Origin of the sequence: Microbacterium album (genome assembly GCF_014643695.1) — a bacterium.
Classification (GTDB): Bacteria; Actinomycetota; Actinomycetes; order Actinomycetales; family Microbacteriaceae; genus Microbacterium; species Microbacterium album.
On record NZ_BMJY01000001.1, the window covers coordinates 513,421 to 527,596 of the forward strand.

Consider the following 14,176-nt stretch of genomic DNA (forward strand, 5'->3'; position numbering starts at 1 on the left):
GACCCCACTGGCATTCACTCCGGTGGTGTCGGCGGTTCGAACAACGCCGATCTCGTGGGCCCTGCCGGGATCGAACCGACGACATCCACGGTGTAAACGTGGCGCTCTACCAGCTGAGCTAAAGGCCCTCGCCCCGAGTCTATGCGTGGCGGTCGCTTCGCCGCGCGTGGCGCGACCCGCGGCGACCGCGATAATGTGCGACCACGCTCGTCGAGAGGCTCGCATGACGAAAACCTCCACGTCCCCCGCGTGGCATGCCCTACCCGCCGAAGATGCGCTGGCGCGCCTGAGTTCGAGCGAGGCAGGGCTCGAACCGGTCGACGTCGAGGAGCGACTCGAGCGCTTCGGGCGGAACACGCTTCCCACCGCCCCGCCCACGCCCTGGTGGCGCGTGCTGGCACGGCAGTTCGTCAGCCCGCTCATCGCGATCCTGTCGGTGGCCGCGGTGATCACGGCGTTCCAGCGTCACTGGGTCGACACGGGGGCGATCGTCATCGTGCTGATCCTCAACGGGGCACTGGGCTTCTGGCAGGAGCGGAAGGCCGAGCGGGATGTGCGCGCGCTGCAGTCGCTCGCCGGCGACACGGCGCACGTGCGACGCTCCGGGGCGACCACCGTCGTGCCGAGCGCCGAGCTCGTGCCGGGAGACATCGTGCTCCTGGAGAGCGGAGAGCGCGTGCCCGCCGACCTGCGCCTGCTCGAGGCGAACGCGCTCCTGGTCGACGAGTCGATGTTCACGGGCGAGACGGTCCCGGTCCACAAGAGCGCGCCGGCGGTCGCGGCCGACGCGGCCATCGCGGAGAAGCGGAGCATGGCGTTCAGCGGCACGCTCGTGACGAGCGGGCGCGGCGTCGGACTGGTCGTCGCGACGGGGCTCGACACCGAGCTCGGGGAGATCACGGAGCTCACACGCGGCCCCGCTCCCACCACTCCCCTGCAGCTCCTGACGCACAGCCTCGAACGCCGCATCGGGATCGCGGTTCTCGTCGCGGTCGCCTTCGTGTTCGCGACCGGTCTGGTCACGGGCTATTCGCTCGAGGACATGTTCCGGGTGGGGGTCGCTCTCGTGGTCGCCAGCATCCCGGAGTCGCTGCCGATCATCCTCACGGTCGCGATGAGCGTCGGGGTGTCGCGGATGGCGCGACGCGGCGCGATCGTGCGCACGCTTCCGTCGGTCGAGACGCTCGGTTCGACCACCGTGATCGCCTCGGACAAGACCGGGACGCTGACCCAGAACCGACTGACCGTCGAGCAGCTCTGGACGCTCGACGACGAGGGACCCGCGGACCGATGCACCGGCCCCGTCGCGCGCGAACTGCTGCGGGGAGGCGCGCTCACGAACGAGGCGTCGCCGGGCGCGGACGGCGTGCTCCACGGCGATGCGGTGGACGTCGCGATGGCGACGGTCGCCCTGGACGCCGAGGCGGTGTCCCCGCGCGAGCGGGCCGCCCCGCCGGTGGCGCACATGCCCTACGAGCCAGCCCTGCGGTACTCGCAGACGGTGGTGCGTGATGCCGACGGCCGCAGGGTGCTGTACGTGAAGGGCTCGCCCGACGTCGTCGCCGGCATGTCGGATCGGATCGCGACCGCGGAGGGCCCGATCCCGCTCGACCCCGAGATCCTCGGCGCGGTCAACGAGCGCTTCGCGACCGGCGGGCTCCGCGTCATCGCGGTCGCATCCCGCGTCCTCGACGCGGACACGCCCATCGCGGAGCCGCTCCCCGCACCGTCGGGGCTGATCCTGCAGGGACTCCAGGCCATGACGGACCCGCCGCGCGAAGGCGTCGCCGAAGCCGTCGCGAACTGCCGGCGCGCGGGCATCGCGGTCAAGATGGTCACGGGCGACCACCCCACGACCGCGGAGGCCATCGCGCACCGCCTGGGCATCGACACCGGAGGGCGCGCCCTCACGGGCGCCGAGATGGCGACGCTGGACGACCGCATGCTGGCGGCGCGACTCGAGGAGACGGGCGTGGCCGCGCGTGTCGCGCCCCGCGACAAGCTCCGCATCGTGAAGGCGCTGCAGGGCCGCGGAGAGGTGGTCGCGGTGACCGGCGACGGCGTCAACGACGCGCCCGCGCTCAAGTCCGCGTCGATCGGCGTCGCGATGGGCGCCTCAGGCACCGACGCCGCTCGCGAGGCCGCGGACATCGTGCTGACGGACGACAACTTCGTCACGATCGTCGACGCGGTCGAACAGGGCCGGGTGACCTTCGCGGCGATCCGGAAAGCGACCTTCTTCCTGCTGTCGACGGCCGTCGCCGGGCTGCTGTGCATCTCCCTGAACGTCCTGCTCGAACAGCCGCTGCTGTTCCTGCCGGTCCAGATCCTCTGGATCAACCTGGTCACCAGCGGCATCCAGGACATCGCGCTCGCTCTCGAGCCCGCGGAAGGCGACGAGCTGCGCCGTCCGCCGCGCGCCCGCACCGAGGGCATCCTCTCGCGCGTGCTCTGGTTCCGGACCGTGATCACCGGCATCTGGATGGGCCTGATCGTGCTCCTGGTGTTCGACTGGGCGCTGCGCAACGACTACCCGCTCGATCACGCGCGGTCGCTCGCCATGGCGGTGTTCGTGCTGCTCAACTTCTTCCAGGTGGGCAACGCGCGCGCCGAGCACCGCTCGCTGCTGTTCCTGAACCCGTTCCGCAACAAGGTGCTGCTGGCCACGTCGATCGGCGCGATCGTGCTGCTGTGGGCGGTCATGGCATGGCCTCCCGCTGCGGGCCTCCTCGGACTGACCTCCCTCGCCCCTGTGGAATGGGCGGTGCTGGCTCTCATCGCCTCGAGCGTGCTCGTGCTGGTCGAGGCCGACAAGCTGATCCGCCGGCTGGCCGCCCGCCGCCGTGTGCGGACGCGTCCGGCGGGCGCACGTGCCTGACCGACGCGACGGCGGGTTTCGGCCCCGCCGCTACTGAGCCGCCGTGAGCGCGTCGCCGATGCGCACCTCGTCGCCGACGCGCACCGTCCCGCCACGTCCGACCGGGAGCAGCAGGATGCCGAGCGTCGGCGCGTCCTGACCGAACTCGCGCGTCAGGGTCGGCAGGAGGCGCGCGTCGCGCTCCCCCGTGTCCGGGTTCGCGTGCACCGCGAGGCAGCGACCGATCGACTGCTGCACCGTGAAGACCACCTCGCCGATCCGCACGCGTCCCGACCAGCCGAGCTCCTCCCACGGTCCGAGCCCCTCGATCACCACGTTGGAGCGGAAGCGGCGGTCGTCGACGGGCGCGGCGACGGCGCCGTCGAGCGCGGCCACGGAGGCGCTCCCGTGCAGTGACACGAAGCCGCGCGGTCGGTCCTGGAAGCGAGAGGTCTCGCCGTCACCCACCAGCTCGAGCGGCAGACGTCCCTCACCGCGCAGCCGGTCCCCGTCCGAGCTGCCCAGCACGTAGGAGGCGACGGCGTCGCACAGGCGGCGCCGCCCGGCGTGGTCGATGCCGGCCTCGACCAGCGGCTCGCCCTCGAGCGTAACGCTCATGCGCTTCGCGGCACCGTCCCACGTCAGCTGCAGCCGCGCCAGCGAGGGGAAGTCCATCAGCGCGAGCCCCCGGCTCTTCGGCCAGTAGTCGAGGCCGTCCCGCTCCTCGGGCTTCGCGGCGTTCGCGAACCGGAACGCCAGCACGCGGTCGCCGAGGATGCGCCCGTCGTCGCCCACCTCCAGCGCGTCGCGGCGCTCGGGCGTGAAGCCCTTCACGGGATACCTGTAGAGGGCCGAGACGTGAGGCACGGCTCCATCCTGCCCTGCCCGAGGCGGCTAGGCTGAAGGACGATCAGCGTGCGCGCCCGGAACACGTCGCCGCACGCGCAGCACGTTCGCGAGGCATGACCTGCCCCGCTCGACGAAAGGGCGTCTGGTGGCTGTTCACGACCAGGATCCGTACTCGCAGGGACCGCTCGACAGTGATCCCGAGGAGACCAGCGAATGGCAGCAGTCGCTCGACGAACTCGTCGGGGCCAAGGGGCACCAGCGGGGCCGCGAGATCATGCTGAGTCTGCTCAAGCGCTCCAAGGAGCTGCACCTGGGCGTACCGATGGTGCCGACGACGGACTACGTCAACACCATCGCCCCCGAGGACGAGCCCGACTTCCCCGGTGACGAGGAACTCGAGCGCCGCTACCGCTCGTGGATCCGCTGGAATGCCGCGCTCACGGTGCATCGCGCCCAGCGCCCCGGCATCGGGGTCGGCGGTCACATCTCGACCTACGCCTCGTCCGCGTCGCTGTACGAGGTCGGCTTCAACCACTTCTTCCGCGGCCTGGACCACCCCTCCGGCGGTGACCAGATCTTCATCCAGGGCCACGCCTCGCCCGGCCCGTACGCGCGCGCCTTCCTCGAGGGCCGCCTCTCCGAGGCGCAGCTCGACGGCTTCCGCCAGGAGAAGTCGGCAGCCCCGAACGGCATCCCGTCGTACCCGCACCCGCGGCTCATGCCCGAGTTCTGGCAGTTCCCGACCGTGTCGATGGGCCTCGGCCCCATCAACGCGATCTACCAGGCGATGACCAACCGCTACCTCACCGACCGCGGCATCAAGGACGTCGGCGACAGCCACGTCTGGGCGTTCCTCGGCGACGGCGAGATGGACGAGGTCGAGAGCCGCGGACAGCTGCAGGTCGCCGCCAACGAGGGCCTCGACAACCTCACGTTCGTCGTCAACTGCAACCTGCAGCGCCTCGACGGCCCCGTGCGCGGCAACGGCAAGATCATCCAGGAGCTGGAGAGCTTCTTCCGCGGCGCCGGCTGGCACGTCATCAAGGTCATCTGGGGCCGCGAGTGGGACGACCTGCTCGCCCGGGACACCGACGGGGCCCTGCTCAACCTGATGAACGTCACGCCCGACGGCGACTTCCAGACGTACAAGGCCGAGTCGGGCGCGTTCGTGCGCGAGAACTTCTTCGGACGCGACCCGCGCGCCCTCGAGCTCGTCAAGGACTACACCGACGAGCAGATCTGGAACCTGCGCCGCGGCGGCCACGACTACCGCAAGGTGTACGCGGCGTTCAAGGCGGCCCAGGAGCACAAGGGCCAGCCGACCGTCATCCTCGCCCACACGATCAAGGGCTACGGCCTCGGGCCGCACTTCGAGGGGCGCAACGCGACGCACCAGATGAAGAAGATGACGCTGGACGACCTCAAGCTGTTCCGCGACACGATGCACATCCCGGTCACGGACAAGCAGCTCGAGGAGGACCCGTACCGTCCGCCGTACTACCACCCCGGCCCCGAGGACGAGACGATCCAGTACATGCTCGAGCGGCGCCGCGCGCTCGGCGGATTCCTGCCGGAGCGGCGCAGCAAGTACACCCAGATCCCGCTGCCGGAGGACAAGGACTACGCCCTCCCGAAGAAGGGCTCGGGCACGCAGGAGGTCGCGACCACGATGGCGTTCGTGCGCCTCGTGAAGGACCTGCTGCGCGTGAAGGGCTTCGGCAACCGGATCGTGCCGATCATCCCCGACGAGGCCCGCACGTTCGGCATGGACTCGTACTTCCCGACCGCGAAGATCTACAACCCGCACGGGCAGAACTACGTCTCCGTCGACCGCGAGCTGCTCCTGGCCTACAAGGAGAGCCCGCAGGGACAGATCCTGCACGTCGGCATCAACGAGGCCGGCGCCGTCGCCGCCTTCACCGGCACCGGGACGTCGTACTCCACGCACGGCGAGCCGCTGATCCCGATCTACATCTTCTACTCGATGTTCGGCTTCCAGCGCACCGGCGACGCCCAGTGGGCCGCGGGCGACCAGATGGCGCGCGGCTTCATCATCGGCGCCACCGCCGGCCGCACCACGCTCACCGGTGAGGGCCTCCAGCACGCCGACGGGCACTCGCACCTCCTCGCGTCGACCAACCCCGCCACCGTGTCGTACGACCCGGCCTACGGGTACGAGATCGCACATATCGTGCAGTCCGGCATCGAGCGGATGTACGGGGGCCAGCACGAGGACCCCGACGTCATGTACTACATCACGGTGTACAACGAGCCCCTGGTGCAGCCGGCCGAGCCGGAGAACGTCGACGTCGAGGGCATCGTGCGCGGCATCCACCGCGTCTCGGAGGGCAACGGCGACGGCCCCCGCACGCAGCTGCTCGCCTCGGGCGTCGGCGTGCCGTGGGCGCTCGAGGCGCAGGAGCTGCTCAAGAAGGACTGGGGCGTGATCGCCGACGTGTGGTCGGTCACGAGCTGGACCGAGCTGCGCCGCGACGGGCTGGCCGCCGACGAGCACAACTTCCTGCACCCGGACGAGGAGCCGGTCGTCCCCTACGTGACGCGTAAGCTGCAGGACGCGGAAGGCCCCGTGGTGGCCGTCAGCGACTTCATGCACGCCGTGCAGGACCAGATCCGGCCGTGGGTGCCGCAGCGCTTCGCCACGCTCGGGGCCGAGGGCTTCGGCTTCTCGGACACGCGCGCGGCCGCGCGCCGGCACTTCAAGATCGACGGCCCCTCGGTGGCCGTGCGCGCGTTGCTCTCGCTCGCCGAGGAGGGCGCGGTCGACCGTTCCGTGGTCGCGCAGGCGATCGAGAAGTACCGACTGCACGACGTGAACGCCGGCACCTCGGGCAACGCCGGCGGCGAGAGCTGAGAGCCGGCGTGGCGGACGGGCAGGACGCCGCAGCCCCGCTCGACAAAGCCGCGACGCTCGCGTGGCTCCGTCGGATCTCGGGGGATCTGGCGACGGCGACGACGACGCGTCTCGAGGAGTCCCTCCCGTGGTACGCCGACATGCCACCCGCACGGCGCTCAGCGGTCGGTCTCGTCGCCCAGGCCGGCATCACATCCTTCATCCAGTGGTACGACGATCCGACGTCGACTCCGTGGATCGCGGCGGACATCTTCGCCGCGGCTCCCCGTGAGCTGCTGCGGAGCGTGAGCCTGCAGCAGACGCTGCAGCTGATCCGGATCACGGTCGAGGTCGTGGAGGAGCGCGTGGCGGCCAAGAGCGAGCCGCTGCGCGAGGCGATCCTGCTGTACTCCCGCGAGGTGGCGTTCACGGCGGCCGACGTCTATGCGCGCGCGGCGGAGTCGCGCGGACTGTGGGACGCGCGACTCGAGGCGCTCGTGGTCGACTCCATCCTGAGCGGCGAAGCCGACGAGGAGCTGCCGAGCAGGATCGCGGCCCTCGGGTGGCACGGTCACGGCGAGGTCTGCGTGCTCGTGGGCACGACGCCGCCGCAGTTCGACGTCGACCAGGTGCGCCGCACCGCCCGCAAGCTCGGCGTGGACGTGCTCATCGGCGTGCAGGGATCGCGGCTGGTCGTCGTGATCGGCCGCGCCCAGGTCGCGGGCGGCGAGGAGCCCGACGCGGACGCGCTGCCCTTCGGCGACATCGCCCGCCACCTCGAGCCCTCCTTCGGGGACGGATACCTCGTGTTGGGGCCCACGGTCCCCGCGCTGGTCGACGCGAGCCAGAGCGCCCGGGCGGCTCTCGCCGGGTTCGCCGTGGCGCGCGGCTGGCGGCACGCCCCTCGGCCTGTCGAGGCCGACGACCTGCTGCCCGAGCGCGCCCTCGCCGGAGATCCGGTCGCCAAGCACACGCTCGTCGAACGGATCTACAGGCCGCTCGAGGCGCACTCGACCGACCTCGTCACGACGCTGTGGAGCTACCTCGACAACGGCCGGTCGCTCGAGGCGACCGCGCGGGAGCTGTTCGTACACCCGAACACCGTCCGCTACCGCCTCAAGCGCGTGAGCGACGTGATCGGCTGGGATGCCACCGGGCCCCGCGAGGCGCTCATCCTCCAGACGGCGCTCATCCTCGGGTCGATCGGGTCGGCCGACGTGGCCCGTCGGCGCGCGGCGGTGCGCCGGCCTCGCGAGGGTGCCGCGCGCTGAGCCCCGCTGTCCGCCACGCACAATCGTTCGGCGTTTTCTTGTGAGGTCGTCGCCAGCGCATCGTGGGGTTCCGTTGGCAGACTTGTCGGGTGATCGTCGTCGTCTGCCCTGGACAGGGCTCCCAGACCCCCGGCTTCCTCGCGCCCTGGCTCGAGCTGGACGGCGCCGCCGAGCGGATCGCCGCGTTCTCTGAGTCGGCTGGCGTCGACCTGGCCGCGCACGGCACGGAGTCCGACGCGGACACGATCCGCGACACGCGCATCGCGCAGCCGCTCATCGTCGCCGCCAGCATTCTCGCGTGGGAGCGCCTGACGGACGGCGGCGCCCGCCCTGCCGGCGTCGCCGGCCACTCCGTGGGCGAGATCGCCGCGCTGGTCGCCGCCGGAGTCATCGACGCCGCTGCCGGCATGCGGCTCGTCGGGGTCCGCGGCCGCGCCATGGCCGATGCCGCGGGACGGGTCGAGACAGGGATGAGCGCCGTCGTCGGAGGCGACGCGGAGCGGGTGCTGCAGGCCATCTCCGATGCCGGGCTCGCCGCCGCCAACCACAATGGGGCCGGGCAGATCGTCGCGGCGGGCGAGCTCGCGGGGCTCGCGGCGCTGGCCGAGCGGGCGCCGCGGGGCAGTCGCGTGATCCCCCTCCAGGTCGCCGGAGCCTTCCACACCCCGTTCATGGACCCCGCGCGCGAAGCGCTGCAGGCAGCCGTCGACGAGATCGACCGCGTCGCCGACCCCGAGCTCACCCTGTGGAGCAACAGCGACGGCGGCGCCGTCGACTCCGGAACGCGGGCCCTCCGCCTGATCGTGCAGCAGATGGTCTCGCCCGTGCGCTGGGACCTCTGCATGGAGTCGTTCGCCGCGGGCGGCGTCACCGGCATCGTCGAGTTGGCACCCGCCGGGGCCCTCACGGGGCTTGCCAAGCGCGCGCTGCGCGGCGTTCCGAGCGTCGCCGTGAAGACGCCCGATGACCTCACGGCAGCGCGCGAGCTGCTCGCGGCGTGACCCGCAACGCGCCCGGAACCGAAAGAAGCAGGATGACCGTCACTCTGAAAGAGGCCGTGGGAGCCGCCCACTCCCGGATCTACGCGTATGGTGCCGCGCGCGGCGAGAACGCCGTGCCGAACGAGGACCTGATCGGTCCGATCGACTCGAGCGACGAGTGGATCCGCCAGCGCACCGGCATCGTCACGCGGACGCGCGCGGTCCCGGAGACCACGGCCGTCGATCTGGCGACCCTCGCGGGAAGCGAGGCGATCGAGCGTGCCGGCATCGACCCCGCCGAGGTGGACCTCGTCATCGTGGCGACCATCAGCAACCCCAAGCAGACGCCCTCCGTGTCCGCCATCGTCGCCGATCGCGTCGGGGCCAACCCGGCCGCCGCCTACGACCTGAACGCCGCGTGCGCCGGATACTGCTACGCCATCGCGCAGGCGGACGCGCTCATCCGCGCGGGCGCGGCACGCTATGCCCTGGTCATCGGTGCAGAAAAGCTGAGCGACATCGTCGACCCCGCCGACCGCAGCATCTCGTTCCTGCTGGGCGACGGCGCGGGCGCGGCGCTGCTGGGCCCCAGCGACACGCCCGGCGTCTCCGCCTCGATCTGGGGCTCCGACGGCTCGAAGGCCGACGCCGTCGGCATGAACCACACGCTCACCGAGTTCCGCGACGGCGCCGCGCCCTGGCCGACGCTGCGGCAGGAGGGGCCGACGGTGTTCCGCTGGGCCGTGTGGGAGATGGCCAAGGTCGCCAAGCAGGCGCTCGAGGCCGCGGGCGTCCGAGCGGAGGACCTCGCCGCCTTCATCCCCCACCAGGCCAACATGCGGATCATCGACGAGTTCGCCAAGCAGCTCGGCCTCCCCGACACGGTCAAAGTCGCGCGCGACATCGAGACGACCGGCAACACGTCGGCCGCCTCGATCCCGCTCGCGAGTCACCGCCTGCTCGAGGAGCACCCCGAGCTGAGCGGCGGACTCGCTCTTCAGATCGGCTTCGGAGCCGGACTCGTGTTCGCGGCACAGGTGGTCGCGCTCCCGTGAGCACGCCGCGCGCGTGCCTAGACTGATCCAGGTTCCGTCGTCCCCGACATCCCGTCACCATCCTGAGAAAGAGGAGTACCCATGGCATTCACCACTGACGAGGTTCTCGCCGGCCTGGCCGAGCTGATCACCGACGAGACCGGCATCGCCGCCGAGGAGGTCGCGCTCGAGAAGTCGTTCACGGACGACCTGGACATCGACTCCATCTCGATGATGACGATCGTCGTCAACGCCGAGGAGAAGTTCGGCGTGACGATCCCCGACGACGAGGTCAAGAACCTCAAGACGGTGAAGGACGCCGTCGACTTCATCACGTCCAACCAGTGACACCGACGGTGCCGCATCCCGGCTCGGAACCGAGCGGATGCGGCACCGGCACATTCAGCGGAGCACGAGGAACCAACCCATGAGCAAGCGCATCGTCGTGACCGGAATCGGCGCCACCTCGGCGCTGGGCGGCACCGCCCCCGAGAACTGGCAGAACCTGCTGGCCGGCGTCTCCGGCGCACGCCCGCTCACGCACGACTGGGTGGCCGAGTACGAGCTTCCCGTCACGTTCGCCGCCGAGGCGGTCGTGCGGCCCGAGACGGTGCTCGAGCGCCCCCAGGCCAAGCGCCTGGACCCGGCATCGCAGTTCGCGCTCATCGCCGCGATGGAGGCATGGGCCGACGCGGGCGCGCCCGAGGTGGATCCCGACCGGCTGGGTGTCGACTTCGCCACCGGGATCGGCGGCGTCTGGACGCTGCTGGACGCGTGGGACACGCTCCGTGAGAAGGGACCGCGGCGCGTCATGCCGATGACGGTGCCCATGCTCATGCCGAACGCGGCGGCCGGGAATCTCTCCCTGCACTTCGGCGCGCGCGCCTTCTCGCGCACCGTCGCCTCCGCCTGCGCCTCGAGCGTCGAGTCGATCGCCAGCGCTTACGAGCACATGCAGCTGGGGCTCGCCGACGTCGTGATCGCGGGTGGCACGGAGTCCGCGATCCACCCGATCACCGTCGCGGCGTTCGCGTCGATGCAGGCGCTGTCGCGCCGCAACGACTCCCCCGAGACGGCATCGCGCCCCTTCAGCCTCGGGCGCGACGGCTTCGTCATGGGCGAGGGCGCCGCCGTGCTCATCCTCGAGACCGAGGAGCACGCGCTCGCGCGCGGAGCGAAGATCTACGGACGCCTCGTGGGCAGTGCGGTCACGGCCGACTCGCACCACATCACCGCGCCCGACCCGGAGGGCATGGGCGCGAGCCGTGCCGTGCGGCAGGCCCTGGAGCAGGCGGGCGCGTCGCCCGACGACGTCACCCACATCAACGCGCACGCCACCTCGACGCCGGTGGGCGACGTGGCGGAGTACACCGCCCTGCGCTCGGTCTTCGGGGAGCGCGTGCACGACATCCCGATCTCCGCGACCAAGGCGTCGACCGGTCACCTGCTCGGCGGCACGGGCGCGCTCGAGGCCGTCTTCGCGCTGCTCGCGGTGAAGGAGCGCGTCGCACCGCCCACCATCAACCTCACGGAGCCGGATCCGGACATCCCCGTGAAGGCTTCGGTCGAGCCGCAGCCCCTCGCCGAGGGTCCGCAGCTCGCGATCACGAACTCGTTCGGCTTCGGCGGGCACAACTCCGTGGCGGCGTTCGCGTCGTACGACGACTGACCCGCCTTTCCCCGCAGAACGCAGGACGCCCCGGAGGTTCTCCTCCGGGGCGTCCGCGGTCTCACGGGGCGGGCGCGGGTCAGCCGACCTTGTGCAGCCAGACGACCGGCGCGTCGTCGCTCGCGTGGCGGAATGGCTCGAGCTCCTGGTCCCACGCCGAGCCGAGAGCGATGTCCAGCTCCCGCTGCAGCTCGATCGGGTCGCCGGCGGCGACCTCCATCGCGTACCGGATGCGGTCCTCGGGCACGACGACGTTGCCCGCCGTGTCCATCTGGGCGTAGTGGATGCCCAGGTCGGGCGTGTGCATCCAGCGGCCGCCGTCGCTTCGCGGTGTCGGGTCCTCCGTCACCTCGAAGCGCAGGTGCTCCCAGCCGCGGATCGCCGTCGCGAGGGCAGCGCCGGTACCGGCGGGGCCCTCCCAGTAGAACTCCGCGCGCCGCGATCCGCTCAGCACAGGCTGGTCGGCCCACTCGAAGTTCACGGCACGGCCGAGCGAGCGGCCGACCGCCCACTCCAGGTGGGGGCACAACGCACGTGGCGCTGAGTGGATGTACACCACTCCGCGCGCCATTGGTGTCGCCATGATCTCTCCGTTTCGTCAGGTGCGTCTTCCCCTACGACCTGACCGGCGATCCGGCTGACGAGTATTCGGTTCTGGAAGCATTATCACCCGCGCGGGGGACAAATCACAAGCTTGTCATTTCGCGCCGCCATGCGGGCGAATCTCACGCGGAGGCTTCCGTGGGGCAGGCGGGACTCGAACCCGCGCGTCGTTGAGTTATGAGCTCACTGCCTTAACCAGCTTGGCCACTGCCCCGTCGCCATCGAGCCTAGCGCGCGGGCGCTTCAGTCGATCTCACCCTCGCGGAAGGCCTCCGGAACGACGTGCGCGTGAAGGCGCTCGAGGATCGCGATCTGCGCGCGGCTGCGCTCCACGAGGTCGGCGAAGACCTCCTCGGGCAGGCCCAGGTCGGGCGCAAGCGTGCGCATCGTCTCCCAACCGCTGAGCTTGCCCGCCACCGCGCCGCGCAAGAGCTCGATCTCCAGCACGGGCGTCATGGGCGAGCCGAGGGGGCGACCGTTGGTCTTGAGCCGGCCGACACGCTCCGCGATCCACGCCGCGGCCTGGCGGTGAGGCCGGCGGCGGAACTCGAGCGTGCCGATGAGCCGGTGGAGGAACTCGCGCTCCTCGCCGATCTCTCGCGAGATGCGCGCGATGTCCGGGCCGAGATCCGTGTCGGCGTAGGCCTCGGCCATCCGCTCCAGCCGTTGGACGCCCGCGGTCGCCCCCGTGAGGTGATCCGACAGGTAGAGGCCGAGGATGTCGCGCTCCAGCTCCACCGGCGCCCGCGGCCCCGACGACTCCGCGCCCGGGCCGGCGACGCTGTCAGGAGCGTCATCGCCGTCGGGTCGCTGGTCGTGCGGCCACTCGGTGCGGGGACGCATCGGCGGGCTGGCGGTCCCCGCCCCGTCCGCCATGCCCTGCAGCATCTCGCGCAGCGTCGCGTGCGCGTCGTGCCTCGGCGCCCAGCCCAGCTCGTGCCGCGCGCGCTCGGTCGACATGACGGGCACGCTCATCGCCATGTCCAGCCAACCCGGGTCGGCAGCGAGCGCCCGAGCGCGCCACGCCGCGTGCATGACGGGCCGGAGCACACGAGGCGGCAGCGCCACACGCCGCCCGCGGGCGATCACGTCGGCGAGATCCTGCTCTCGCAGGACCGGATCCGTGGCGATGTTGAAGGCACCGGTCGCCCGCTGCAGGATGATCCGACGGTAGGCGTCGGCGAGGTCGTCGCCATGGACGACCTGTACGCGCACTCCCGCCGGCAGCGCGATGAGCGGCATCGCGCCCGGGCGCAGCAGCGCGGGCGGCACCAGCGCCCCGACGAACAGACGCACGATGTGGGCGCCCGCCTCGGCATCGAAGACGAGCGCCGGGCGGACGCGCGCGACCGACAGGCCCCTGCGCTCGGCTTCGTCGAGAAGGCCCTCCTGGGCCACCTTGTCGACCGAGTAGTGCGCGGTGGGGACGCCCCGGGTCGGCCACGACTCAGCGCGCGGAGCGTCATCCGACACGCCCGCGTAGACACCGACCGACGAGGCGCACACCAGGTGCGACACACCCGCGCGCACGCAGGCCTCGATCACGCGACGCGTGCCGTCCACGTTCGCGCGTCGCAGCAGGTCGCGCTGGCGGTTCGGCTGGATGAGCCACGCGAGGTGCACGACCGTGTCCGCCCCGGCGATGGCGTCGGCGAGCCGGTCGACGACGCGGTCGTCCGCCGCGCTGTCCACAGACGGCATGGCGATGTCGACAAGCTCCCAGCGCGCCGCGTCGTACGGGCGCGCCCCCGTGTCCGGAGAGCGGCGCGCGATGCCGACGATCTCGTCGATCTCAGGCTCCCCCCGCAAGGCCTGCAGCAGCCCGGTGCCCGAGTTCCCGCTCGCACCGACGATCGCTATCCTCATCGCTGCCCCCATCCGTGTCGCACGCCCGGGAGTCGAAGCTCACCCGATCCGTGCACCCGATCCTGGCCCGGCGGACGAGGGCGGTCCACGGGGTTGCGGTCACGCCCCGCAGAGCCTAGGTGTGATGTCCAGGGACGTTGTTTCCCGACACGGGGCTGAGCTTGTGCTGGGGTGAGGGCCTCCGGTTGTGAAGTGG

10 protein-coding genes and 2 tRNA genes are annotated in these 14,176 nt (G+C 71.4%); 7 read left to right on the top strand and 5 right to left on the bottom strand.

What is annotated here, in order from left to right; all coding sequences use genetic code 11:
* Positions 1 to 55: 55 nt before the first annotated feature.
* Positions 56 to 128 (bottom strand) — tRNA-Val (locus IEX37_RS02580).
* Positions 129 to 223: 95 nt separating this feature from the next.
* On the opposite strand from IEX37_RS02580, the gene IEX37_RS02585 reads away from it, so the two are divergent.
* A complete protein-coding gene (locus IEX37_RS02585; RefSeq protein WP_188754655.1) occupies positions 224 to 2,878 on the top strand; it encodes a cation-translocating P-type ATPase in 2,655 nt (884 codons plus the stop codon).
* A gap of 30 nt (positions 2,879 to 2,908) precedes the next feature.
* Here IEX37_RS02585 and IEX37_RS02590 read toward each other — a convergent pair whose 3' ends face one another.
* The gene (locus IEX37_RS02590; protein WP_188754656.1) at positions 2,909 to 3,724 is read right to left on the bottom strand and encodes an MOSC domain-containing protein; all 816 of its coding nucleotides are present in this window, start codon (positions 3,722 to 3,724) and stop codon (positions 2,909 to 2,911) included.
* A 127-nt stretch (positions 3,725 to 3,851) separates the two neighbouring features.
* Here IEX37_RS02590 and aceE point away from each other — a divergent pair, with 127 nt between their 5' ends.
* The 6 genes from aceE to IEX37_RS02620 all read left to right on the top strand — a co-directional run bounded on the left by aceE (position 3,852) and on the right by IEX37_RS02620 (position 11,511).
* Positions 3,852 to 6,578: a pyruvate dehydrogenase (acetyl-transferring), homodimeric type gene (aceE, locus tag IEX37_RS02595; protein ID WP_188754657.1), complete on the top strand. Its 2,727-nt coding sequence runs from the start codon at positions 3,852 to 3,854 to the stop codon at positions 6,576 to 6,578.
* A gap of 8 nt (positions 6,579 to 6,586) precedes the next feature.
* Positions 6,587 to 7,828 (top strand): PucR family transcriptional regulator, encoded by a 1,242-nt coding sequence (locus IEX37_RS02600; protein ID WP_229663020.1) that lies wholly within the window; start codon positions 6,587 to 6,589, stop codon positions 7,826 to 7,828.
* A gap of 89 nt (positions 7,829 to 7,917) precedes the next feature.
* On the top strand, positions 7,918 to 8,829 hold the full coding sequence (locus IEX37_RS02605; protein WP_188754658.1) for an ACP S-malonyltransferase: 912 nt from the start codon (positions 7,918 to 7,920) through the stop codon (positions 8,827 to 8,829).
* 32 nt (positions 8,830 to 8,861) lie between these two features.
* Positions 8,862 to 9,863, top strand: a complete 1,002-nt coding sequence (locus IEX37_RS02610; RefSeq protein ID WP_188754659.1) for a beta-ketoacyl-ACP synthase III — start codon at positions 8,862 to 8,864, stop codon at positions 9,861 to 9,863.
* Positions 9,864 to 9,944: 81 nt separating this feature from the next.
* Positions 9,945 to 10,190 carry an acyl carrier protein gene (locus IEX37_RS02615; protein WP_188754660.1) on the top strand — a complete coding sequence of 82 codons (246 nt, stop codon included), beginning with the start codon at positions 9,945 to 9,947 and terminating at the stop codon, positions 10,188 to 10,190.
* A 79-nt stretch (positions 10,191 to 10,269) separates the two neighbouring features.
* A complete protein-coding gene (locus IEX37_RS02620; RefSeq protein WP_188754661.1) occupies positions 10,270 to 11,511 on the top strand; it encodes a beta-ketoacyl-[acyl-carrier-protein] synthase family protein in 1,242 nt (413 codons plus the stop codon).
* Between the two features lie 79 nt (positions 11,512 to 11,590).
* On the opposite strand, the gene IEX37_RS02625 is transcribed toward IEX37_RS02620, so the two are convergent.
* From IEX37_RS02625 to IEX37_RS02635, 3 genes are all read right to left on the bottom strand, one after another.
* Positions 11,591 to 12,094, bottom strand: coding sequence for a DUF3145 domain-containing protein (locus IEX37_RS02625; protein WP_188754662.1), 504 nt, complete (start codon positions 12,092 to 12,094; stop codon positions 11,591 to 11,593).
* Between the two features lie 159 nt (positions 12,095 to 12,253).
* Positions 12,254 to 12,328, bottom strand: a tRNA-Ile gene (locus IEX37_RS02630).
* A 29-nt stretch (positions 12,329 to 12,357) separates the two neighbouring features.
* The gene (locus IEX37_RS02635; RefSeq protein ID WP_188754663.1) at positions 12,358 to 13,980 is read right to left on the bottom strand and encodes an NAD-dependent epimerase/dehydratase family protein; all 1,623 of its coding nucleotides are present in this window, start codon (positions 13,978 to 13,980) and stop codon (positions 12,358 to 12,360) included.
* Between the last annotated feature and the right edge of the window lie 196 nt (positions 13,981 to 14,176).